Raw genomic sequence first — 21,414 nt, 5'->3', positions numbered from 1 at the left:
CCATGAAGCTGTATAAAGCATGTCCGACTTCTTCTAAGAGCTACTCTAAAATTGAGACACCTCTGGAGATCCGCAGAGTTTTGCTGCCAATGAAAACTCTTACTAAAGCGCTTACTCATGTCAATTTAACGTCAATCTCAGCCAAGTCTACGGGAGGTGTGGTGCATGTTAGTCATCCTGGTGGGCGATCAAATTATTTCTCCACAAAAAGTCTGTCAAACCTGTTTGCTGGCTGACCAGAGTGGCCAACCTCGCTGGCAACAGGGACAACTTCGCTGCGGCTATGCGATTCGTAAGTTGTCTGAGACTCAGCCCAGTCAATATGAGTGTCAGATGGGGTTTCGAGTTGCTAATGTCGAGTGAGGCAGTGAGCAGAATTTGAGTCCAGGCATTAGGATGAGATTAATCAAACTGCCAACCGCTAAAAGAAAGCAAACGGCTACTGTGTCTTACAGCCTTTAGAAACCTACACTCAAATTAGGAGAATCCGCATGTCTTGGCGTGGGTCAACAACTGTTTCTGATCGCATTTTTGCCTGTCTCGCTTACCTTCTGCCACTCCTTGATTTAATCGGACTGGTTACAAGGCCCCTGATTCTGACAGAATCTTTTTTGACTCCTATATTGAGAGTCCTGGTGGTTCCCCTGTCACCACTGCTGGCAATTTACAATAGTTTGGGCGGCATCGTTTCATTTGTCGTCTTCTTTGCGCTCTACCTGCTTGTGGTTCGCAACGAAAACTTGCCTCACTTCATCCGCTTCAACACCATGCAGGCAATTTTGTTTGGAATTGTTTTGAGCCTGATTGGGCTGGTTTGGGCTTATGTTTTGGCACCGATTTTAGGGACAAGTGTCTTGCTGACACAGACGTTGTTTAACACAATTTTCTTGGGCATGGTGGTTGCGGTTGGGTTTTCGATCGTTCAATCTGCGCTCGGAAAGTATGCAGAAATCCCTACGATTTCAGAAGCCGTCTACATGCAAGTGCGCTAGACCTGAGATTCGACAATTGCCGCAGTGCGAGCGATCACTGAATTCTCTAAATAGCCAATTCCTTCAATCTCAATGCGAATGCGATCGCCCACCCCGATCGCGCCTACTCCCTCCGGAGTCCCCGTCAGCACCACATCTCCCGGCAATAGCGTCATCACCTGACTAATGTAAGCCACCAATACATCAGGCGGAAACACCATTTCGCTGATTGCGGCTGACTGCACAGGGTGACGATCGTTATTCACAAAGGTTTGCAGCCTCGCCCCTGGATTGATCTCGCGCACCACCCACGGCCCCAGCGGACAAAATGTGTCAAATCCTTTGGCCCGTGTCCACTGACCGTCTTTTTTTTGCAGATCTCTCGCCGTTACATCGTTGGCGATCGTATAGCCCCAAATTTTGCTGTGAGCGTCTTCTGGGGTGCAGTGAGAACAGCGATCGCCCATTACTAGCGCCAGTTCCCCTTCATAATCGACTCGCGCTGACTGAGACGGGTAGCAGATCTCGGCATCCATCGCAATTACCGTCGTCGGCGGTTTGAGAAACAACAGCGGCTCATCTGGAACTGGAGTCCCCATCTCGGCCGCATGATTTGCATAGTTTTTGCCCACAGCCACAATCTTAGAAGGCGCGCAGGGAGCCAAAATTTGATAATGATTAGCGTCTAAAACTTGATCCGTCGGCTGTCCCTTCATCCACGGAGGCGCATCTAACACTTGCACTCGACGATCGATCTGCAACAGCCCATAAAAAATCTTGCCATCTGGGGTCTGAACTCGAACATAGCGCTGTGCCATACCGGGATAGATACCTTAATTACGTATAAAACTTCAGGGCGTGGACTGCCCACTCGCATACAGCGAATGCCTGCAAAATCTGGAGTCTCAGGCTTAACGTCTAGCACCTTCTAGCTGGATCGTCTAGAAACTGGGATAGAATGGTAAGTCCTTGCTTTTTCATTATTGGGGAACTGGGTAGCAGGTCAAGTATTTTTTTGACCCAATTTGCTACTGAGTTTGCCAATCGAAAAGGCCGACTTGTCCATAAGGAGAAAAGCTGGTATGAATTTCATTTACGAAACGATGTACATTTTGCGCCCCGACCTCAACGATGAAGCGATCGATGCGGCGATCGAAAAGTATCAAAGTCTGTTGAGAGACAACGGTGCAGAAATCATCGAAACTCAACATCGCGGCAAACGCCGTCTCGCCTACGAAATCGCCAAACACCGCGAAGGCGTTTACATTCAGATGAACTACACAGGCGACGGTAGCCAGATCGCTGGAATGGAGCGCGCCATGCGGATCAGCACCGAGGTCATTCGCTACCTGACTGTCAAGCAAGACGTGCCCAAAGCCGAAGACGTTGAGGCCGTTGCAGTCGAAGGTTAGTTAGACTAATGCCAGGTTCAAAGTTTGAGGTTTAGGGTTTAACGTGACTGATAGATCACCTCCGTCCTAAGCCTTTAACTTTCATTTACAGTCACGTTATGAAGCTCTCAAAAAAGAATCTGGATCAGCGCCTTGACCATGTGTATGATGCGATCGTCGTCGGCGGTGGCGCAGGCGGACTCTCAGCAGCCCTCTACCTACAACGCTATCGATTGTCTTGCCTGGTGATCGAAAAAGGACGAGGGCGATCGTTCTGGATGCAAGATTTACGCAATTATCTTGGCTTGCCGCCGACAACTCCGGGACGCACCATGCTCCAACAAGGGCAAGAACATTTTCTCTCACTCGACGGCGACTATCTCCCCGGCTTTGTCGAAGATGTCCAGGATGACGGAGAAACCTTCGCGGTCAAGGTCAAGGTCGGCAAAAAAGACAGCATTTATCAGACGCTTCGAGCCAAGTATCTCGTCGCAGCCAGCGGGGTGATCGACCATCTGCCCAAGCTAGACGATATGCAAAACGTCTATGATTACGCGGGCTACAATCTGCACGTTTGTATGATCTGTGATGGCTACGAGATGGGGGATAAAAACTGTGGACTGTTTGTAAATACCGAAGCCGCGATCAACACTGCCTTTGTGCTGAACTGGTTCACGCCCTACATCACCGTTTTCACGCAGGGCTTATGTGAGGTCAGCGCCGAGATGCGCCAAAAACTTCAGGATCACGGCTATCCCCTGGTCGAAACGCCCCTTCGCCGCTTTTTGGGTGACAATCACGAAATGAATGGGGTGGAGTTGACGGATGGAACGATCGTCCCCCTTGAAACTGGACTCATCTCAATGGGGTCTCATTATCACAACGAGTATCTCAAAGGGCTAGACCTCCAGTGGAAAGGCGGTAATCTGACCACAGATGGCATGTGTCGCACCTCTCATCCAAGAATATTTGCCCTGGGGGATTTAAAAGAGGGCCTAAACCAGATCTCAATTGCCGTCGCAGATGGTACATTAGCGGCAACTGCAATTTGGCGTGATATTCGTCGCGCTTCCCCACCTCGTCTTTGGGAAGAGCACCTCAAACAGGCAAGCCATTAAAATCTGGAGTGACAAACAAGTGACCCAAGCGGATACCCCTCACATTCAACAACTGCAATCAGAGGTTGTGCGGCTGCAAGAAGAATTGCAAATGCGCGACCAGCTCGTCCAACAGCTTTCGCAAGAACTCTTTCGTCTAGTCAAGGGCAACGCTAACCCGGTGCCGACTTCGGAAATCTCTGCGGAGCGTCATCTGGCAGAAATGCGGGCGCTCAGAGAACAGCTACAGCACGTTGAGCAGCAAGTTACGTTTTATCAGGAGCAGATTGCCGAACGCGATGCTGAAATCTATCAACTGCGGCAGTCGGTTCAAGAATTGACCGATCGCTCTCGCATGTTAGAGCAGGTCGTTCAGGAGTTGCCCAAGATCTACAAGCAAAAGTTTGCCGAGCGCATGGCTCCCGTCCGCGAAAAGGTGGCTCTGGTGCAGCGAGAAAACCGTCAGCTTCATGCGGAGTTGCAAAGTGTCAGCTACCGATTGGCGGTTAGAACTCGCCGCACGTCTCACCTAGATTTGCCCAGCTTCCCCCGATCGGAGGGAGATATCTCGCTACCCAGCTTTGGGAATGCCTGATCGTTTGGGGTGGCTGCCTTTCAACCAGGCTTCAGATTTTGGCTGGCAGAGGTTGAAATTTCGATGGGAACTAAGTTTTAACGACGCTAAAGGGAACGGTTCGTCTTTTTAAGAGGAGGGAAGGTTCCCTTTTGTTTGATCGTCTGTAGGCTTCACCACCTCAAAATAAGCCTCAAAATAAAAAACAGCCCGATCATACTTTTTCAAGAACGATTAGGGCCATCAGGCGGGATCATTCAACCGATCGCTTCACGCCACCTCTAAAGCAGGCAAGACCTGAAGGGTAGGAAGTTCTAAAGAAGCCAGCAGTGCATCATAACTTTCAAAAATCGTGAAGGCACGATCGAGCTGTGTGATTTCAAAGACCAGTTGGGCAGATGGGCACAGACCACACAAAACGAGCCGGGCCCCCACTTGAGTCGCTACGTTTAGCCCTGCAACCAGCGAAGCGAGGCCAAAGCTGTCGATAAATTCAATACACGACATATCCACCACCCACAGCTTGCGGCAACGAGAAACGCTACCTTGAGAAACCTGCGATGCGACCGTTTCAAGCTGTTGCCGAAGGTGACCGCCGCCTCGCAAATCCAGCCGACCCTGGGGCTGAAGTAAAAACTCCTCACTGATGCTTTTAGAACCCATAGCCTCATTCCTAAAAAAGATTTCGTTGACTTTTAAAAGCACTTGCTCGTCCCCACCCAAAACCGATAAACCTTGTTTTACTGCTCAGTCGATCGACCGAATCAAATCGCTGGGATGTAGAGACTAGGGGACTTTTCAAGCTAAGTAGATATACGTAACTTGCTGCTACAACTATAAAGATTAGCTTCGTCGGCTTTGAGGAATTCTCCGGAGGATTCACAAAATCTTCACGTTTGGGTTCCTTTATATTAAAATTTTCTCTTTTGTGATAAAAATTGCAGTTTTTGCCTCGAAAGCTTTTTTGAAAATAGCCCCAATAGGCTTTTGATCAACTCATTTTGCGGCAGGATGATTGGCTGGTTGCTGACGCGCCTGAATCGGAAGCTTTGTATAGGATCTGATTTGTCCGCCCTCAATGTAAGGAAATGTCTCTAAGATTAAGAAAGCTCTCCGTCGCATCCAGGACAACAAAAGCCAGAATTCAAATTACCCTGCATTGACACCGTTCTGAAATCAAGTCAAGATCGACAGGAAAGATGAAGCTTTGTAAAGGTTAACCTAATGTCTCTTGACTTTATCTCGCCCGAAGCTATTCAAGAAATTGCTCAACAGTACGGCTACTGGGCGATTTTCTTTGGAATTTTGTTAGAAAATTTGGGCTTGCCTATTCCCGGAGAAACCGTCACCCTAGCCGGGGGATTTTTAGCTGGAAACGATCAGCTTAACTACTGGTACGTTTTGGCTGACGCAGCCTCTGGCGCGATTCTAGGGGGCACTTGCGGCTACTGGATTGGACGCTACGGGGGGTGGCCATTACTGCTGAATCTGGGGCGGGTGTTTCGAGTCAAAGAAGCACAGCTAGAGGAAATTCGCCGCCAGTTTAGCGAAAATGCTGGAAAAGCCGTTTTGTTGGGCCGATTTATTGCCCTGCTGCGAATCTTTGCCAGTCCTCTTGCGGGAATCGCTGAGATGCCATTTCTCAAATTTATGCTTTACAACGTGGCTGGGGCCTGTGCTTGGGCATCGGTCATGGTGTCTCTGGCGTATTTTGCGGGACAGGTGGTGCCTCTGGAGAAGTTGATTAGTTTGGCTTCCCAGTTTACGATCGCCGCCCTGCTCATCGTCGTCGCCTGGATTGTGGTTCCTCTTTGGCTAGAATCGCGCAAAGCAAAGTCAATAGAAGCCATCAGCCAAGAACCCGCTGGGGATAGCGAGTAAAAGGATGAAAATCTACGGCAGGGTAGTGCTTCGGAAGCGCGGAATAACTCGTACCGCAACCAGAATTTTAAATAATCGAAAGAGTTTCTAAAAATTGGACGATCGCTTTGGCAAGCTGAGGCGCATATTTTTGTGGCAGGGCGTGATCAGCGTCGGAGATCACGACCAACTGAGCATTGGGAATTTCTTGAGCATAGGTTTCGCAGTGCCAGATGGGAATGGTCTCGTCACGATCGCCTGTGATTACCAAAGTTGGCACTTTCAATCGATAAATTTCTTTTTCAACCGTGTCGATCGCATCTTCGGGGCGGAGCCGATCTACGAGAAACGACCGGGCAGCAGGTTGAGCCTTTAATTCTCGACGAAACCAGGCGAGTTGTTCGAGAGTGGGACGCTGACCAAAGGGGGTGGCGATCGGTTTGAGGAGCGTCAAGGCCCAATCGACGATCGGAGTCTGCCAGAGAAGCGGTCTGAGATGGTCATATCGCCCCGCAAAACTGTCATCTCGAATGCCTGCGGGTGCTGCCAAAACGAGACCCTTTACTCGATCGGGATACTGCAAAGCGTAGGCGGCGGCGACCCATCCTCCAAAGGAGTGCCCCAAGATATAGCAGGGTGCAAGCTGCAATTTCTCAATCACTTGATGCACAAATGCCACTTCTTTAGCCACGTTGTATTGAATGGACGGTTTAGCAGAGTCGCCAAATCCCATCAGATCCAGGGCAACGCAGCGAAATTGAGACTGTAACTGATCCATTAAAGGTAGCCAGCATCGTCCGTCACCTAAAAAACCGTGCAGCATGAGCAGCGGCGTTTTGGCACCGACTTCGAGATAGGCAGCGGGCTGAGGCGATAAATCGAGGCGATCGAACTCCAGGTGAACAGTCAATCGCTGTTTGGATAAAAAGTTAGACTCCAACGGCTTTTAATAGGCAGACTACTTCACACAATCTTAATCGAGCGCGTTAGCCTGGTAGGTAGAGTTTCTGACCGTGTTTTCCGCGACGCACCTCATGAAAGCATCTTGTTGGACGGCTTCTGTAGTTTGGATGCTGCCTCTGCTGATAGGATCTGCTGCTCAGGCGCAGTCATTGGCAGGCTTGAGTTCGGTACAGTTGCAGCGGCTTTCTCGTGATCTGGTGCCCTCAAGTTCTGAAGACTTTTTTAGAAAGGGACGAGAGCAATTCGATCGAGAGCTAGAGCTTTTACGCCGTCCTTCTAAATCGCCTGATCGACTTCTCAAGGTTGACTCGCGGACTCAGTATCCCCAGCAGAACGATTGCCCCAAATTTCCCAAATCTTTAGATTCTCTAAATGATCGTCTCCCATCTAGGTAAAAGTGCCGGAAAACATCTGACTTGAGAGAGGGCCGAGAAAGCGATCAAACTGTCACAATCTTGTTTAATGAAGCTTTTATAAAGGAGCAATATAGTTTTATCAGTAGTTTAACGCTTTCAGCAAAAAACTTTAATGAATTTGTGCAAGTTTATACCTAAGCGCTTAAGTAACGTAGTAGTTTACACTTATCCACAAGTCCATTTTTTGATGAAGTCTGAGTACATCTCTCACCGTCATAGTGGATGAAAAAGTGGATGAGAAGAGGATTGCTTAAAGCGTTTTGATTTGGAGAACTGCGATCGCGCCCCCCCGACCCCACTGAGCAATCTGGTGCAAATACTGACTAGCCCAAGGAGAACGTAACATGTCTGTAGAAAGTGCAACTCGGTTTTTGAAAGCGGTGGCTCAGGATGAGTCAATTCGGGAGCGGTTTGAAGCGGTGCGATCGCCCGAAGACTTTCTCAAAATCTCGGATCAATTGGGCTATTGTTTTACGACCGCTGAGTTAAAAGAGATTGTGGCAGAACAGAGCAAAGGGGTGGTCGTCAGACGTTCTACAGGCGTTTGGAAGTGGCTTCGCAATATCAACTGGCTAGAACGGCAGAACGTGCCTGAGTACAGTTCCCAAGAGTTGGCTATGGGGTGATGAAGGATGCAATCGTCTGAAGGGGGTTTCTCAACCGTCCATTCCAGGATGCTTGCAGTCTAGTAAAGGCAACCACCCCCCTCTCATTCATGGGAGCGCAAAGCCTTGTCTGATTTGCAAAGTAACCGTGATCTGTATCGAGCCAGTAAGGTTGACGCTGCTTCAAATTCGATGATCCTTAATTCTCAAAGGGCTAGGGATTTGCGATGATGGAGCTATGCGATTTTTAACTAAAGTTTTAGCGACAATTTTGGCAGTCGTGCTGCTTCCCTCTGTAATGGTACTGGCTCAAGAAACGATCGCTCCTGGCGAAAATCTCGTAGTCGAAGGCATTCCTGCAATTCCTGCTGAGTTGGCGGCAACGGTCGATCGCTACACCCAGTTTCGATCAGCGGCCCTTTCTAGCTGGCATCCGACCCGTCGGGAGATGCTGATTTCGACTCGATTTGCCGATACCCCACAGGTACATTTAGTCAAGTTTCCGTTGGGCGCTCGCAAGCAGATGACGTTTTTCTCTGAGCGGGTGGGCGGAGCGACCTATCAACCGGGGCAGGGCGACTACTTTGTTTTTAGCAAAGACATCGGCGGCAATGAATTTAATCAAAACTATCGCTATGACTTGAGGACGGGCGATGTAACGCTGCTCACCGATGGCAAGTCTAAGAATAGTCGAGGCATCTGGTCAAATCGCGGCGATCGCATGATCTACACTTCGACGCGCCGGACTGGAAAGGACACCGATTTTTATAGTCTTGAGCCTGCAAACCCTAAGAGCGATCGTCTGCTGGCAACCGTTGAAGGGGGCGGCTGGGGGCCGATGGATTGGTCACCGGACGATCGACAGGTGCTGGCAATGGAGTACGTCTCGGTCAACGAAAGCTATTTGTGGCTATTTGACACGCAATCAGGCGAGGAGAAACTGCTCACTCCCAAAGGCGGCCAAGAAAAAATTGCCTATCAGAGCGCAGTGTTTAGTAAAGATGGCAAGGGATTGTACGTGGTGAGCGATCGTGAGTCCGAATTTTCTCGGCTTGCTTACGTGGATCTGGCAACGTTTGAACCCACTTATCTCACAAGTCAAATTCCCTGGGATGTGGAAGATCTTGATTTGTCGGAAGACGGCAAGCATCTGGCGTTTGTGACCAATGAAGACGGCGCGAGTGTGCTGCATATTCTGGACACTGACACCCGCAAAGAACGGACGCTGCCCAAGCTACCCGTGGGTCTGGTCTACGGCATCACCTGGCATCGCAATAATCAGGATTTGGGCTTTACGCTAATTTCGGCTCGATCGACGGCTGATATTTATTCGCTAAATCTGGGGACAAATCAGGTCGATCGCTGGACAGAGAGCGAGACGGGCGGCTTGAATACAGCTAATTTTTCAGACGCAGAACTGGTACGCTGGAAGAGTTTCGACAATAAAACGATTTCTGGGTTTCTGTATCGCCCACCCGCCAAGTTTGAGGGCAAGCGTCCTGTCATGATTGACATTCACGGCGGCCCAGAAGGTCAGTTTCGTCCGGTCTTTTTGGGACGCGCTAACTACTATTTGAATGAGTTGGGCGTGGCGATGATCTTCCCCAATGTTCGGGGATCGACGGGCTATGGCAAAACCTTCTTGAAGTTAGACAATGGCTTTTTGCGCGAGGATTCTGTCAAAGATATTGGCGCACTATTAGACTGGATTGCGACTCAGCCTGATCTCGATAAAGACCGAATTCTAGTTACGGGCGGCAGTTATGGGGGCTACATGTCGTTAGCGGTGGCGACGAATTATAGCGATCGCATTCGAGCAGCCATCAACATTGTGGGCATTTCTAACTTTGTCACCTTTTTAGAACGAACCGAAAGCTATCGACGAGATCTGCGACGAGTGGAATATGGCGACGAGCGCGATCCCAAAATGCGCGAATTTTTGCTGAAAATTTCTCCGGTGAATAACGCCGATCGCATCAAAAAACCGCTCTTTGTAATCCACGGCAAAAATGATCCTCGCGTGCCGCTCAACGAAGCCGAACAGATTGTGGCGACGGTGCGAAAAAATAATGTTCCCGTCTGGTATCTGATGGCAAAAGATGAAGGACACGGCTTCTCAAAGAAGAAAAACGTCGATTTTCAGTTCTACGCAACGGTTATGTACGTCAAAGAGTTTTTGCTAGAATCGCTGCCAAAAGGGGGGATCAGGGGTAGCTGAGTTCAAGGTCAAATAGTAGAGCTTTACTCGGCTTTACAAAAATACGGAAAGTGTTACATTGCTCTTGTAGAAGGGAAGGATAATGCCGATGGTTGACAATCATTTGGCTCTATCGATCGGCTCCACAATCCGCTACTTCACCGCAACTAGGGCAAGAAATCATGTCGCTCACAGGACTGATCCAAGGACTCAACTCTTTCCACGACAACTATTTCGCTGACAACCGAGATCTTTTTGAACGGCTTTCGGGTGGGCAGTCTCCAGAAGTTTTGTTCATCACTTGCTCTGATTCGCGCATCGACCCCTGTTTGATCACGCAGGCGGCTCCCGGCGAACTGTTTGTCATGCGAAACGTAGGCAATATCATCCCTTCTTATGGAGCAGCCAGCAGCGCTGAATCGGCGGGTATTGAGTACGCAGTTGAGGCCTTGGGCATCAAGGACATCATTGTTTGCGGACATTCTCACTGTGGCGCGATGAAAGGGTTGCTGCAAATTGGCACCCTGGCTGAGAAGATGCCTGCGGTCTATGACTGGCTAAAGCGTCACGGCGAAACGACTCGGCGCGTGGTGATGGACAACTATGCCGGAACCGAACCCGACCAACTCTTGAAGATTGCGATCGAGCAAAATGTCTTGACGCAAATCGAAAATTTAGAAACCTATCCCGCAATTCGATCAAAGCTACACGGCGGCAAGCTCAACCTCCACGCCTGGATGTACGAAATCGAAACTGGAGTCGTGTTTGCTTATAATGCAGCACTGCGAAGATTTACGCTGATGGAGAAGCGATCGTTTCCGGTACCTGACCCGCTCATTACAACTAGCTGCACAGAGTCGGCCCCAATCCCCACGCCCGGATCTACAAAGCCGAGGGTAGAGTGGTTGCCCACCCTAAACAGCATTGCGTATAACTTTACACAAAATCCTTAGATCTAAAAGTAGATGAAGTGGAGCGATCGTTCCCGATGCCTGTCTTGATTACCAGTTTGCCTGACCAATGGAGTTAGGAGAAAAGTGCATGACGAAGTTTTTCTCGATCAAGTTCAAAGTGTGACTGCCCGTTTGACGAGTGACTACATAGCCAAATTTTGTTAGTGACTTTACCAGATCATCTCCTGATAAGTCTCTTGGCAATCTCATGAGGCAATCACTTCATCTCGAACAATGTGTAATCGAATGACTTTGGGACGGTTTTGCTCGTCAGGAAAATGACACTGAACAGCATCGCGCACCATCTCTCGCAGCGTTTTTAAGTCATCCGCTTGCGTGAAAACTGCTTCACCTAATGCTCTAGCCGTGTAGCCACCATCAGGATCATCTTCAACCAAAAACACAATCTCAGTCATTTTCTATTTCCTGATGAAGTCGCTCGTTCCTTTACTCTCAAGAGGCGATCGCTTGCAATATTCTCTTGTCGCTAGACGATCGCAAACTCGCTAAATTGTCTGACAAAGGGTGATCGAAAATTTAGGACGATCGCTGACTTAGGTACACCTCGCTCTACCAGCTGTTGAGCAATTCCTGATTCGGTAAAGTCACGTTGAATCAAGAGTTTGCCATCTTTAATATCAACATGAATTGGACAAGCATAAATTCGCTTTTCACCTTCCCAGCCAAGGCGCAGTAGCTGATAGTGATCGTTCTCGGCATCAAAGATAAGCTGTGTTTCAAGAGACTCGTCATTGACTGGATGGCTTGCATGTTCTTTCAACAAATCTATGATTAACTGTCTGTAGGTTGATTTTTCCATTGTTCGATCGTCTCCTGGGCAGGATTAAAAATAATTAGATTTAGTTGATAAGCTTCTACCGCTTGCTGAATGAATTCATCGACAAAAAACTCTAGATAAGCGTCTTCTGGAATCGCCAAATACAAGGTTCGTTCTGACTCTAGTTTTTCTAGTGCCAATCGATAATTTAGGAACTGACCCAAAGCCAAGTGAAATTCATGAATTGCAGACAATCCCAAAAAGCTTTTGATCTCAACCGCGATTTTTTTCCCACTGCGTTCAGCAGCCAAGAGCTTTTCTGCTCCTAAATCGACATCCATCGCAATCTGGGGAGAAGCTTTGATATAAAGGGGGTCAGCCGTAATCAGCCATCCGTCCTTTTCGAGGGCTGACCGAACAGCCTTGTGAAAAACATCTTTTGCAGACATTTGCCGCCCTCAAACACCTTCTCAAATCCCATTTTAAGCGTCTCGCCTTTGACAAAGCTCTCGGCGATATATGAAGTAATTTTACTCAGTTCGTTTATAATTAAGGACTCCAACGCTTCGATCCCATTAGCAACCGCAGACTCGTAAGTGTCACCATGAGTCCGCCAGCGCTGCCTCGGAAAATCAGGAAACCCGACCAAAAAACAGTCGTCCTCATCAGACCATTGAATCATCATCGGATACTTCAATTTCACCGTTATTCACCGATCGCCCGCCGCAATGTCTCCACAAATTCAGGGTAAGAAACGGCGGCAGCTTCGGCGCGATGAATCGTGGTCGTGCCGTGGGCGTTGAGCGCGGCGATCGCTAGACTCATGGCAATCCGATGATCGGTAAAGCTGTCTACTTCGGTTCCGGTTAGGGATCTTTCGCCAACAACTTCCATGCCGTCGGGCAGTTCGGTAATGCTGGCTCCCATCAGATTGAGTTGAGTGGCCATGACGGAGATGCGATCGCTCTCTTTGACGCGCAGTTCTTCAGCATCGCGGATGACAGTCGTTCCCTTGGCAAACGTGGCAGCGACGGCCAAAATCGGGATTTCGTCAATCAGGCGAGGAATCAAGTCCCCGGCGATCGTGCAGCCTTTTAACGAACTGTGACGCACCCGCAAATCTGCCACAGGTTCCCCCGCCACTTCGCGCTGATTTTCGAGAGTGATGTCTGCGCCCATCTGTTCCAAGGCTTCCAGAATTCCGGTGCGAGTCGGATTCACGCCCACATTCTCGATCGTCAACTCAGAACCGGGCACGATCGCCGCCGCCACTAGCCAAAACGCCGCAGAACTGATGTCACCGGGAACGATCACCATTTGTCCCTTGAGTCGAGCCTGTCCCGTCACGGTCACACTGTTGGTATCTGGATCGACGCTGAGATCTGCGCCAAACGATCGTAGCATTCGTTCGCTATGGTCACGAGACAGGGCCGGTTCCGTTACGGTCGTTTGGCCCTCGGTCATCAGCCCCGCCAAGAGAATGCAGGATTTGACTTGAGCAGAGGCGATCGGAGAATGATAGTGAATCGGCTTTAACGCCTGTCCTCGAATCGCCAACGGTGCCAGAGAATCGTCTTTGCGGCCCCAAATCTGGGCACCCATTTGCTGAAGCGGTTTGACCACGCGAGACATGGGGCGCGATCGAATCGAAGCATCGCCCGTCACCGTAAAAAAACGCCCCGGTTGAGCGGCCAAAATCCCTAACATCAGGCGAGTCGTCGTCCCAGAATTGCCCGTATCCAACACATTCAAAGGTTCTTGTAGGTTGCCTGATCCAACGCCTCTAACCCGCACTTCATCAGAATTGAGATCCGAAATCTCTGCCCCCATCGCCCGAAAGCAACTTGCCGTACTGCGCGGATCTTCTCCCAACAGCAATCCCTGAATGATCGTTTCCCCCTCAGCCAGCGCGCCCAACATCAACGATCGATGAGAAATCGACTTATCGCCCGGAATGCGAATTCTCCCTTGTAATGGTTGACCAGAGCGCGATCGGTGAATCATCAAATTATGCTGTTCGTCTGTAATTTTAAGCGCGATCGCGGTGGGAGTGACCATAAGAATCAGCTAGACTGGGCATCGGATTGCGTTGTTATCGTACCGCTTTCTGAAAAGTTTTGAATGAGATCACGTCCCACTCCTCACTCCTCACCCCATGCTGACCCATCACCGCAAACCCGTTCACCTCTCGATCGTTTCGACGGACTTGCCCGTATGGACAGATATACAGACGATCGGCACCCTCTATCAAAAAGATCAAGAACGCTTTCACGTTTTGCTAACTGAGCCGAGAGTTTTGGAATCCAGAGAAATTCGACACGACGCTTTTGCAAATCGAGCGTTAGAAAATCCTCAACTCGTTGCGCCTCCCATGCCGACCCCTCGTTTGCTGTGGCTCGAAATTTCGCCCTATCGCGTCACAATGACCATGCAGGGAGACGGCAAACTGAGTTATCGCCACCTGTGGGAGCGTGGAGTTTATGGGATGACTCGCTATTGGCTTCAAGGTAGTCAAATTAGACAGGGCAGTCAGATCAAGCTCCGCAACTATACCCGCAGTCTGCATCTGGATGGCTATCCTATCCCTGAGCAGTTGAGATTGGAATATGAGCTTTGGGCCGACCAGACTCAGCTAGGGTGCTACGTGCTGAACTTGGAAATTGACAACGATGGAGACGGCTGAATTTTAGACGGGAATTGATGAAGTTCTTTGGCTGCGTTTTTTGAATCTTTTGCCCCCCAAGCTGTCAATTTTGGGGAACTTTAAGACAAGAATTCCTGATCGAATTCACATTAAAAAAAGCCAGAAGCCGCGGGAAGTCCCCATTACTTCTAGCTTTGAATAATGAACAGTAGATTTGTTGGATTTAGAACGTGAACGTCGCTCTCACCGTACCAATCACCACATCTTCGTTATCGCTATTGTGATCGGGAGCCGTTAACCAAACCACTCCAGGCGTGATCGCAATGTTGTCGTTGAGTCGGTATTGATAAAAGCCTTCGATGTGCAGCGAGGTGTCACGATCGCGCGCAAATCCCCCACTCGCCGACGTAACTTTGGGTTCTTGACCGACGATGATTCCAGCCAGGTTGCCTTTTTTGCCCAAATCAGGGAGCGCCAAACCGACTTGCCAGTTCCAGATATCAAAGTCGCCCCTGAGTCCAGAAAGAGTACGAGCGTTGGTGTAGCCCACAGAGCCGTTCAATACAAACTGCGGACTGAGTTGAAAGGAAGCACTCACCCCATAGGCGTTGGCTGACGTTGGGAGTCCGGTGGCTTCTCTAAAGTTTGCCAAGGTGCTGCCGACGCTGCCGTTTGCACTGAAGTCGTTGTTGTAAGCGTGAATGTAAGTCAATCCGACCCCCAGTTTGTCGCTGGGCTTAAAGGTGAGTTGCGCGATCGCTCCATACGCTCCATTAAATAAACCTGACCCACTGGTAGGAGTGGCCGGATCGTTTGCCAAGTAGCCCAAGCTGAGTTCTAATTGCTCACCAAAGGCGTGTCTGATGCCTAATCCTGCTCCGTTTACCAGGTAGTAAATGGAATTGCGAGAGCCAAAATGGGTCAAAGCGCCCGTCGCGCCATCTCCGTCTAAAAAGGGATTGAGGGTATCGGTAAAGTCGTCGATCGCCCCTGCATTAGCTTCGATCGTAACGGTGGTCTTTTCGCCCAGCGGGAACTGATACAACAGGGCATCCACGCCCACTTCGTTGTTGCCTTCTCCAGCAAAACGGAAGCTGCCTTCGCGGGTGAGCAGGTCGCCATTGTCTCTTGCGGCGGGTAATGCGGCCAAATTGCTGGCTTGCAGTCGCGTTCTCAGCAGATCTTTACCCGTGAAGCTGGTGTCAAAGTTTAAGCGGACGCGATCGCCCAAAATCGTATTCTTTGAGACTTCTCGACCGTTAATCGTCTCGCCACTAGCAACGCCTGCAATGCCAATGACCACTTCCCCGTTGAGCTTGGTGGTGGTCGAAAACTGTTGCTTTTCTAACGTGGTCGTTCTGGCTTCGAGCGCATCGACTCGACCTCGCAAGGTCGCCAATTCAGCAGCAAATTCTTCTTGGAGTTTTTGCAAAGTCGCCAGGTCTTCTTTTTTGACCAGATCGGCGGTGGAGGCAGCGATTAGCTCATTGACGCGATCGAGACACGCATTCACCCCAGCCGCAAATTCGTAACGAGTCAGGGCCCGATTGCCGCGATAGGTTTTGTCAGGGTAGCCCGCAATACAGCCATAGCGCTCAACCAGGGACTGCAACGCCTGAAACGCCCAGTCTGTGGGACGCACATCTGACAGTTGAGAAACGGAGGTCACTTGAGAAAGGGCAGTCGGTTCGCTCTGACTCAACTCAGCAACAGAGGATTGAACATTGCTACCAGGTGACTGACTCTGAGCCGCCGCACTGGAGGCAACTGTCAAGCTGGCAACCAAAACAAGCGGATTGAGCCACAAAGCTTGAGAGAAAATTTTTGACATATTCATCCTAGGCTCACACCAATTTAACTTTTTAGGACAACGCTCTACCTGCAAAATCGCAGTCTGACAGGCAGAATATAATAATGATAACCATTATCACCTAGAGTATTCTACAAGCGCTCGTCTCTAATTGTCTTATTACGGTTCAGATAAGGTTGTCAAGGTTTTTGCAATTCATTCTCAAATAGCTGACATCACTTTGCTGAGTTCTACTGAAAAGTTAGACACGGAAGATTGAGAGATTAAGAAGAATGCCAAAAATAAGGCGCTAAAACCCCCTGGGGGGTATTGACAGAATTCTCATCAATGTTGCTCTTAACCAGGATTTGTTGCAGAAAGGTTTTTCCATTTCGTTGGTTAAAGCTTCAGATTCACGTTAATCACAGAGAATTATCCCTGGAAGGCATATTGATGCGGAGCGAGAAAGTTGGAGGAAGTCTAAGTCACATCAAGTTCAGGGGGTCGATATCGATCGTAAGACTGACATTAGACCCACAGAGCGATCGCAGTTCGTCTAGATCGGGCATGACGGGGGCGACGGTCTGAGAAAATTTCAGCAAAATTCGCCAGCGATAGCGTCCGGCAACTCTGAGAATAGTAGCGGGGGCTGGCCCCAAAAGTTCGTAGTCTTGCGATCGCGATAGGGTTTGGGCAACTCGTTCGGCGGCTTTTTGCACGACCGCGGGATTCATCGCACTAAAGCGCAACAGCGCCAGTTTGCCATAGGGAGGATAGTTGAGGGTCGATCGCTGCTCCAGTTCGGAGGTGACAAACGGTTCGTATTCATGACGCTGTACCGCTTCGATCACGGGATGTTCGGGCGCGTAGGTTTGCAAGATCACTCGTCCAGGTTCGTCGCCTCGTCCGGCTCGTCCTGCTACCTGTAACAACGTTTGAAAGGCTCGCTCGCTGGCTCGAAAGTCTTGCAGATTGAGTAATCCGTCAGCAGCAATAATACCTACTAGCGTGACTTGCGGTAGATCAATCCCTTTAGTAAGCATTTGAGTCCCGACTAGAAGATCGGCTTCTCCTTGAGCAAATTTGGTTAGCAGGGCCCGATGTGCGCCTTTGTTGCGAGTGGTATCGCTGTCAAATCGGATGACTCTAATATCTGGAAACTGCCGCACCAACGCTTGAGCAACTTTTTGAGTGCCGCTGCCAAAATTTTTGAAGTAGGGAGATCCACAGTCTGGGCAGGCTGACGGCTGAGAAGCGACATGATTGCAATAGTGACAGCGTAAAAGCGGCCGCGCCTCAGCGTGAACGTGGTGGTATGAAAGCGACACATCGCAGTTGGGACAATCCATCACATAGCCACAGCTTCGACAAGAAACAAAGGTACTGTGTCCCCGCCGATGAATGAAGAGTAAGCCCTGCTGTCCGGTTTCCTGAAGCTGACATAGGGCGGTTTGCAGCGATCGACTAAAGATAGAGCCATTTCGCTCCCGCAGTTCTTGACGCATATCGACGACTTCGATCGCAGGCATGGGTCGATCGTAAACGCGCTTGGGTAAAGACAGATAGCGAGAATTAGCAGCTTGCGATAACCCTTTGGCCATAACCCAGGATTCTAGAGAGGGCGTAGCTGAACCCAAAATCAACGGACAGTTTTGTAGCTGGGCGCGCCACTGGGCAACCGTTCGAGCATGATAACAGGGAGCGGGCTGGTCTTGTTTGAAGCTGGAGTCATGTTCTTCGTCCAGAATGATCAGGCTCAACTTAGGAAGCGGGGCGAAAATTGCAGAACGGGTGCCGATCGCCACTTGAGGGTTGCCTGTGAGCATTTGTCGCCAGGTGTCATAGCGTTCTCCTTCGGACAATCCACTGTGATAGACGCAGACTCGATCGCCAAATCTGGCTCGAAAGCGATCGGTCAGTTGGGGAGTCAGCCCAATCTCAGGCACCAGAACTAAAGCCGATTCTCCTCGCTCTAGAATGGGAGCGATCGCTTGCAGGTAGACTTCTGTTTTCCCTGATCCGGTCACTCCATGCAGCAAAATTTCGGTAAATTCTTGACACTGCTGAATCTGTTGGAGAACGGTGATTTGATCGGAAGTTAGCGCACGCGATCGGTCTTCATCGCTCAAGATGCCGCGATCGGTTCTCAAAACTTCTCTGGGCTGGATGACTAAATAGCCTTTGCGCTCCAGCGTTTTTAGCACCGAGGAACTGACGTGACACTGTTGCAAAAATTCATTGAGCCAGGCCTCACCCCCCTGTCGCTTGAGTAGGTCTAAAATCTCGCTTTGGCGGGGAGTCAGTTCACAACTATCTTCGGCGACGAGGGTGACCGCCTGTTTTAGCTTAGGACGCACTGCGCTCGGAGGCAGCAAATAGCTTTCGACCAGCCCTTTTTTGAGCAGTTCTTGTAATCCTCGACTCGCGCCAGACACCTGCCGTTGGAGATGTACCCAGGAATAGTCGCCTGTCTTACTGTCGTTGAGCAAGTCTAAAATCTGCTGTGCGGTTCCGGTCAGCATTCCTGCATTGGCTTCTCTGACTCGGCGAATTCTACGCTGCGATCGCATCAACAACCCCGGCGGCAGCGCCACTTTGACGACCTGCATCAGCGACGTGTGATAGTAATGTGCGACGCGATCGAGCAATTGCCAGTAGGTCGGCGCAAAAAACCCTGGACTGACGATCGACTCCACAGTGCGAATTTGGGCCGCATCAAGATCAGGCGGAGTGGTCAAGAGTCGAATCGCGATCGCCCCCACCTGTTGAGGCCCAAAAGGCACACTCAAGATGTCACCCGTTTGTACTGAGAGGTCGATCGGCAGCCGATAGGTATAGAGTCCTTGCGCTCCGGGACAATCGACCAGCACCTCAACCCAGCGATCGGGGCAATAAGTTCCTTCAGATTCAGCCAATACTAAAAGCGGTGCGGGATTAGACATAATCGATCATCCGATGCAGAGAGCGCTAATTCGTCAGTCACTAGTGATAGAAAAACTTAACAGGCTCAAATTCAGGGTTCTCTAAGAGGCGTTATTTAAGCTGCAATGTCTGGGAAAAACCGCAGGAAGTAGTTCAAACGATCTCCTTAATTTTAGCGAGTGTATTGGTAGAGTCAGGGGCGCTTTACCTCTCTTCAGCCCAAGAGATGATAAGACTACCAGATAAATTCAAAAAATAACCATCGGATTTTCCCACTATCGGTAGAGATGTAAACCCGATCGGGTATGAGAGTCTGTTATGACAGCCAAAAGCAGATTCCTCTTCTCAATTATTTTGTTGTGAAGACTACAGAAACTTAGGTGATCGTTGCTGAGATCTCTTGCAGATTACCTATCGTGCGATCGCTGGTTTCTGTCTTCTACAAAAGGTTGGTTTAGGTTGCGTCGGCGGCAGAATTTTCTAACCTTTGTTAGGGTATTCATACCGTTCCTGAAACAAAAGCTGTAAATGGTTTCAAGCGACCAAATTTAGAGTGTCACTGACTTCAAAATCTTAATTCTGGGAGGACATTTGAAGCCAATTTCAACTTATTTGAAGACAGGACTCTTCATTTTCTTCACTTTCTTCAGATAGAACCTTTGCTGTTCGATCGCTCCAAATTGGCTCCCAATCTCAGTCGTTATTTGAGTTTTTTCGGGATGTCGTCTCCGCACTTTAAGCGCCTGAATTTCTGTTCAAGCGGTCTGAAGTTGCCCCTTCAAGTATTCAGTAAACCCCCCATTGATATTGCATTCTTATGAACGAACAAAGCAACAGTTCTAACACAGGAATCCTCTCTGATCGTGAGTTGGACTTTGCAATGGACGTGACTGAGTTAGATTCAGTTGACTCCCTACAAATGGAAGGAGATGCTGACTTTTCTGGTGCGCCTATTGTCGAAATTGAAGAACCGGATCTTTCGGAGTTAGATGAGGTTGCCGAAATTATCGGAGAAGAACCCGCTTCTGAGGAAACCGAAATTGATCAAATTGCCAGCGCTCGATCGTCAGGATACAGCAAGACGATCGCGGATGATGCGGTGGGCGCTTTTTTCAAAGAGATGGCCCGCTATCCGCTTCTTAAAGCAGACGAAGAAGTGGAACTGGCCCGACGGGTGCAGTATCTGGTCGAGATTGAGGAAGTGCAGCGCCATCTTTATCAAGATTTGGGGCGGATTCCAACCAAGCACGACATTGCTACAAAGGTGGGGCTGACCGAGCGGCAGCTAGACCATCGCCTTCATCGCAGTCGGGTCGCCAAACGTAAGATGATCCGATCGAACCTGCGGCTGGTGGTGTCGATCGCCAAGCGTTATTTGAATCGTGGTGTCCCGTTTCTAGATCTGATTCAAGAAGGTGCTTTGGGGCTAAATCGGGCGACTGAGAAGTTTGATCCCGATAAGGGCTATAAGTTTTCGACCTACGCTTACTGGTGGATTCGTCAGGGGATCACGCGCACGATCGCCAACGATGCCCGAACGATTCGCCTGCCGATTCACATCGTCGAAAAGCTGAACAAGCTGAAGAAGGCTCACCGTGAATTAAAGCGGGAACTGAGCCGCAATCCGACCGAGGCAGAACTGGCGCGATCGCTAGAGTTGACCGTTGAGCAGTTACAGCATCTTCAACAGGTGCGTCGTCAGTCGCTCTCGCTCAATCATCGGGTCGGCAAAGGGGAAGACACAGAGCTAATGGATCTGCTGGAGGACGGCGATACTCAATCTCCGGAGTCTCAAATGAGCGAGACGATGCTGCGGCAAGAGATCTGGGATGTTTTGGGTAATGTGCTGACTCAACGTGAAAAGGACATCATTTCTCTACGCTATGGGCTGACGACGAGTAAGCCTTGCACGTTAGAAGAAGTGGGCGGCATGTTTAATTTGTCACGGGAGCGGGTGCGGCAAATCCAAAGCAAGGCGATGCGGAAACTGCGGCGGCCCCAGATTGCAGAACGGCTTAAGGGATGGTTGGGATAGGGATGAGGGATGAGGGATGAGGGATGAGGGATGAGGGATGAGGGATGAGAAAGAACTAAAACTGCACTATCCTTTGTCCTTCGTCTCTTGTGTCATTAGAAGAACTTGAGTTTTATGGGATGAATTCGCTCTCAACTGAAAGGTTGGGCTACGAAGTGATAGCGCTTTGAGGATTTTTCTCTGTTGCTCCACTTCAGAACTCGATCGTTGCGGCTCAAA

At 49.7% G+C, this 21,414-nt stretch carries 23 protein-coding genes; 12 read left to right on the top strand and 11 right to left on the bottom strand.

Features of this window, described 5'->3' with window-relative positions:
• Positions 1–165: 165 nt before the first annotated feature.
• Both ACJ2PR_RS10675 and ACJ2PR_RS10670 read left to right on the top strand, forming a co-directional pair.
• On the top strand, positions 166–363 hold the full coding sequence (locus tag ACJ2PR_RS10675) for a hypothetical protein (protein ID WP_446856650.1): 198 nt from the start codon (positions 166–168) through the stop codon (positions 361–363).
• Positions 364–491: 128 nt separating this feature from the next.
• Complete coding sequence (locus tag ACJ2PR_RS10670) at positions 492–992, top strand: Tic20 family protein (RefSeq protein ID WP_446856649.1); 501 nt, start codon at positions 492–494, stop codon at positions 990–992.
• Here the strand turns inward: ACJ2PR_RS10670 and ACJ2PR_RS10665 are convergent.
• Positions 989–1,789 carry a fumarylacetoacetate hydrolase family protein gene (locus ACJ2PR_RS10665; protein ID WP_446876984.1) on the bottom strand — a complete coding sequence of 267 codons (801 nt, stop codon included), beginning with the start codon at positions 1,787–1,789 and terminating at the stop codon, positions 989–991. The two genes, ACJ2PR_RS10670 and ACJ2PR_RS10665, sit on opposite strands and share 4 nt — an antisense overlap.
• A 264-nt stretch (positions 1,790–2,053) precedes the next feature.
• Here ACJ2PR_RS10665 and rpsF point away from each other — a divergent pair, with 264 nt between their 5' ends.
• From rpsF to ACJ2PR_RS10650, 3 genes are all read left to right on the top strand, one after another.
• The gene (gene rpsF / locus ACJ2PR_RS10660) at positions 2,054–2,383 is read left to right on the top strand and encodes a 30S ribosomal protein S6 (protein ID WP_446856647.1); all 330 of its coding nucleotides are present in this window, start codon (positions 2,054–2,056) and stop codon (positions 2,381–2,383) included.
• A gap of 98 nt (positions 2,384–2,481) precedes the next feature.
• Positions 2,482–3,480: an NAD(P)/FAD-dependent oxidoreductase gene (locus ACJ2PR_RS10655; protein WP_446856646.1), complete on the top strand. Its 999-nt coding sequence runs from the start codon at positions 2,482–2,484 to the stop codon at positions 3,478–3,480.
• Positions 3,481–3,499: 19 nt separating this feature from the next.
• On the top strand, positions 3,500–4,054 hold the full coding sequence (locus ACJ2PR_RS10650) for an Npun_F5560 family protein (RefSeq protein ID WP_446856645.1): 555 nt from the start codon (positions 3,500–3,502) through the stop codon (positions 4,052–4,054).
• A 249-nt stretch (positions 4,055–4,303) separates the two neighbouring features.
• Here ACJ2PR_RS10650 and ACJ2PR_RS10645 read toward each other — a convergent pair whose 3' ends face one another.
• The gene (locus tag ACJ2PR_RS10645) at positions 4,304–4,696 is read right to left on the bottom strand and encodes an STAS domain-containing protein (protein ID WP_446856644.1); all 393 of its coding nucleotides are present in this window, start codon (positions 4,694–4,696) and stop codon (positions 4,304–4,306) included.
• Between the two features lie 561 nt (positions 4,697–5,257).
• On the opposite strand from ACJ2PR_RS10645, the gene ACJ2PR_RS10640 reads away from it, so the two are divergent.
• Positions 5,258–5,914 carry a DedA family protein gene (locus ACJ2PR_RS10640; protein WP_446856643.1) on the top strand — a complete coding sequence of 219 codons (657 nt, stop codon included), beginning with the start codon at positions 5,258–5,260 and terminating at the stop codon, positions 5,912–5,914.
• Positions 5,915–5,981: 67 nt separating this feature from the next.
• On the opposite strand, the gene ACJ2PR_RS10635 is transcribed toward ACJ2PR_RS10640, so the two are convergent.
• Positions 5,982–6,803: an alpha/beta fold hydrolase gene (locus ACJ2PR_RS10635; protein ID WP_446876983.1), complete on the bottom strand. Its 822-nt coding sequence runs from the start codon at positions 6,801–6,803 to the stop codon at positions 5,982–5,984.
• A gap of 124 nt (positions 6,804–6,927) precedes the next feature.
• On the opposite strand from ACJ2PR_RS10635, the gene ACJ2PR_RS10630 reads away from it, so the two are divergent.
• The 4 genes from ACJ2PR_RS10630 to ACJ2PR_RS10615 all read left to right on the top strand — a co-directional run bounded on the left by ACJ2PR_RS10630 (position 6,928) and on the right by ACJ2PR_RS10615 (position 11,027).
• A complete protein-coding gene (locus ACJ2PR_RS10630; RefSeq protein ID WP_446876982.1) occupies positions 6,928–7,251 on the top strand; it encodes a hypothetical protein in 324 nt (107 codons plus the stop codon).
• A gap of 365 nt (positions 7,252–7,616) precedes the next feature.
• On the top strand, positions 7,617–7,898 hold the full coding sequence (locus tag ACJ2PR_RS10625; RefSeq protein WP_446856640.1) for a Nif11-like leader peptide family natural product precursor: 282 nt from the start codon (positions 7,617–7,619) through the stop codon (positions 7,896–7,898).
• Between the two features lie 217 nt (positions 7,899–8,115).
• Complete coding sequence (locus ACJ2PR_RS10620) at positions 8,116–10,095, top strand: S9 family peptidase (protein ID WP_446876981.1); 1,980 nt, start codon at positions 8,116–8,118, stop codon at positions 10,093–10,095.
• Between the two features lie 92 nt (positions 10,096–10,187).
• Positions 10,188–11,027: a carbonic anhydrase gene (locus ACJ2PR_RS10615; protein WP_446876980.1), complete on the top strand. Its 840-nt coding sequence runs from the start codon at positions 10,188–10,190 to the stop codon at positions 11,025–11,027.
• A 48-nt stretch (positions 11,028–11,075) separates the two neighbouring features.
• Here ACJ2PR_RS10615 and ACJ2PR_RS10610 read toward each other — a convergent pair whose 3' ends face one another.
• From ACJ2PR_RS10610 to aroA, 6 genes are all read right to left on the bottom strand, one after another.
• Complete coding sequence (locus tag ACJ2PR_RS10610; protein WP_446866061.1) at positions 11,076–11,237, bottom strand: type II toxin-antitoxin system HicA family toxin; 162 nt, start codon at positions 11,235–11,237, stop codon at positions 11,076–11,078.
• On the bottom strand, positions 11,234–11,443 hold the full coding sequence (locus tag ACJ2PR_RS10605; RefSeq protein ID WP_446866060.1) for a 2-oxoisovalerate dehydrogenase: 210 nt from the start codon (positions 11,441–11,443) through the stop codon (positions 11,234–11,236). Before ACJ2PR_RS10605 ends, ACJ2PR_RS10610 begins: the two co-directional genes overlap by 4 nt.
• A gap of 71 nt (positions 11,444–11,514) precedes the next feature.
• Positions 11,515–11,847 (bottom strand): element excision factor XisI family protein, encoded by a 333-nt coding sequence (locus tag ACJ2PR_RS10600; RefSeq protein WP_446866059.1) that lies wholly within the window; start codon positions 11,845–11,847, stop codon positions 11,515–11,517.
• Positions 11,820–12,254, bottom strand: coding sequence for a XisH family protein (locus ACJ2PR_RS10595; protein ID WP_446876979.1), 435 nt, complete (start codon positions 12,252–12,254; stop codon positions 11,820–11,822). The genes ACJ2PR_RS10600 and ACJ2PR_RS10595 overlap by 28 nt, the downstream gene beginning before the upstream one ends.
• Positions 12,191–12,508 carry a type II toxin-antitoxin system HicB family antitoxin gene (locus ACJ2PR_RS10590; RefSeq protein ID WP_446876978.1) on the bottom strand — a complete coding sequence of 106 codons (318 nt, stop codon included), beginning with the start codon at positions 12,506–12,508 and terminating at the stop codon, positions 12,191–12,193. Before ACJ2PR_RS10590 ends, ACJ2PR_RS10595 begins: the two co-directional genes overlap by 64 nt.
• Positions 12,509–12,510: 2 nt before the next feature.
• Positions 12,511–13,863 (bottom strand): 3-phosphoshikimate 1-carboxyvinyltransferase, encoded by a 1,353-nt coding sequence (aroA, locus tag ACJ2PR_RS10585; protein WP_446876977.1) that lies wholly within the window; start codon positions 13,861–13,863, stop codon positions 12,511–12,513.
• Between the two features lie 97 nt (positions 13,864–13,960).
• Between aroA and ACJ2PR_RS10580 the strand changes: the two genes are divergently transcribed.
• Positions 13,961–14,488: a hypothetical protein gene (locus ACJ2PR_RS10580; RefSeq protein ID WP_446856632.1), complete on the top strand. Its 528-nt coding sequence runs from the start codon at positions 13,961–13,963 to the stop codon at positions 14,486–14,488.
• 184 nt (positions 14,489–14,672) lie between these two features.
• Here ACJ2PR_RS10580 and ACJ2PR_RS10575 read toward each other — a convergent pair whose 3' ends face one another.
• A complete protein-coding gene (locus ACJ2PR_RS10575; RefSeq protein ID WP_446876976.1) occupies positions 14,673–16,280 on the bottom strand; it encodes an iron uptake porin in 1,608 nt (535 codons plus the stop codon).
• A gap of 443 nt (positions 16,281–16,723) precedes the next feature.
• Entirely contained in the window at positions 16,724–19,180 is a 2,457-nt protein-coding gene (gene priA / locus ACJ2PR_RS10570; protein ID WP_446876975.1) for a primosomal protein N', read from the bottom strand.
• 797 nt (positions 19,181–19,977) lie between these two features.
• On the opposite strand from priA, the gene ACJ2PR_RS10565 reads away from it, so the two are divergent.
• Positions 19,978–21,195, top strand: coding sequence for an RNA polymerase sigma factor, RpoD/SigA family (locus ACJ2PR_RS10565; protein WP_446856630.1), 1,218 nt, complete (start codon positions 19,978–19,980; stop codon positions 21,193–21,195).
• Positions 21,196–21,414: the final 219 nt, after the last annotated feature.

Source organism: Phormidesmis sp. 146-33 (genome assembly GCF_052939515.1).
The sequence above is the reverse complement of the archived record's forward strand: the minus strand, read 5'-3'. Positions and strand labels throughout refer to the sequence as shown.

What these genes read in the sequence shown, in the direction of transcription:
- ACJ2PR_RS10675 (WP_446856650.1), top strand. Translation starts at nt 166, where the DNA reads ATGTTAGTCATCCTGGTGGGCGATCAAATTATTTCTCCACAAAAAGTC.
- ACJ2PR_RS10670 (WP_446856649.1), top strand. Translation starts at nt 492, where the DNA reads ATGTCTTGGCGTGGGTCAACAACTGTTTCTGATCGCATTTTTGCCTGT.
- ACJ2PR_RS10665 (WP_446876984.1), bottom strand. Translation starts at nt 1,789, where the DNA reads ATGGCACAGCGCTATGTTCGAGTTCAGACCCCAGATGGCAAGATTTTT.
- rpsF (WP_446856647.1), top strand. Translation starts at nt 2,054, where the DNA reads ATGAATTTCATTTACGAAACGATGTACATTTTGCGCCCCGACCTCAAC.
- ACJ2PR_RS10655 (WP_446856646.1), top strand. Translation starts at nt 2,482, where the DNA reads ATGAAGCTCTCAAAAAAGAATCTGGATCAGCGCCTTGACCATGTGTAT.
- ACJ2PR_RS10645 (WP_446856644.1), bottom strand. Translation starts at nt 4,696, where the DNA reads ATGGGTTCTAAAAGCATCAGTGAGGAGTTTTTACTTCAGCCCCAGGGT.
- ACJ2PR_RS10640 (WP_446856643.1), top strand. Translation starts at nt 5,258, where the DNA reads ATGTCTCTTGACTTTATCTCGCCCGAAGCTATTCAAGAAATTGCTCAA.
- ACJ2PR_RS10630 (WP_446876982.1), top strand. Translation starts at nt 6,928, where the DNA reads ATGAAAGCATCTTGTTGGACGGCTTCTGTAGTTTGGATGCTGCCTCTG.
- ACJ2PR_RS10625 (WP_446856640.1), top strand. Translation starts at nt 7,617, where the DNA reads ATGTCTGTAGAAAGTGCAACTCGGTTTTTGAAAGCGGTGGCTCAGGAT.
- ACJ2PR_RS10620 (WP_446876981.1), top strand. Translation starts at nt 8,116, where the DNA reads ATGCGATTTTTAACTAAAGTTTTAGCGACAATTTTGGCAGTCGTGCTG.
- ACJ2PR_RS10610 (WP_446866061.1), bottom strand. Translation starts at nt 11,237, where the DNA reads ATGAGATTGCCAAGAGACTTATCAGGAGATGATCTGGTAAAGTCACTA.
- ACJ2PR_RS10605 (WP_446866060.1), bottom strand. Translation starts at nt 11,443, where the DNA reads ATGACTGAGATTGTGTTTTTGGTTGAAGATGATCCTGATGGTGGCTAC.
- ACJ2PR_RS10600 (WP_446866059.1), bottom strand. Translation starts at nt 11,847, where the DNA reads ATGGAAAAATCAACCTACAGACAGTTAATCATAGATTTGTTGAAAGAA.
- ACJ2PR_RS10595 (WP_446876979.1), bottom strand. Translation starts at nt 12,254, where the DNA reads ATGTCTGCAAAAGATGTTTTTCACAAGGCTGTTCGGTCAGCCCTCGAA.
- aroA (WP_446876977.1), bottom strand. Translation starts at nt 13,863, where the DNA reads ATGGTCACTCCCACCGCGATCGCGCTTAAAATTACAGACGAACAGCAT.
- ACJ2PR_RS10580 (WP_446856632.1), top strand. Translation starts at nt 13,961, where the DNA reads ATGCTGACCCATCACCGCAAACCCGTTCACCTCTCGATCGTTTCGACG.
- ACJ2PR_RS10575 (WP_446876976.1), bottom strand. Translation starts at nt 16,280, where the DNA reads ATGTCAAAAATTTTCTCTCAAGCTTTGTGGCTCAATCCGCTTGTTTTG.
- priA (WP_446876975.1), bottom strand. Translation starts at nt 19,180, where the DNA reads ATGTCTAATCCCGCACCGCTTTTAGTATTGGCTGAATCTGAAGGAACT.
- ACJ2PR_RS10565 (WP_446856630.1), top strand. Translation starts at nt 19,978, where the DNA reads ATGAACGAACAAAGCAACAGTTCTAACACAGGAATCCTCTCTGATCGT.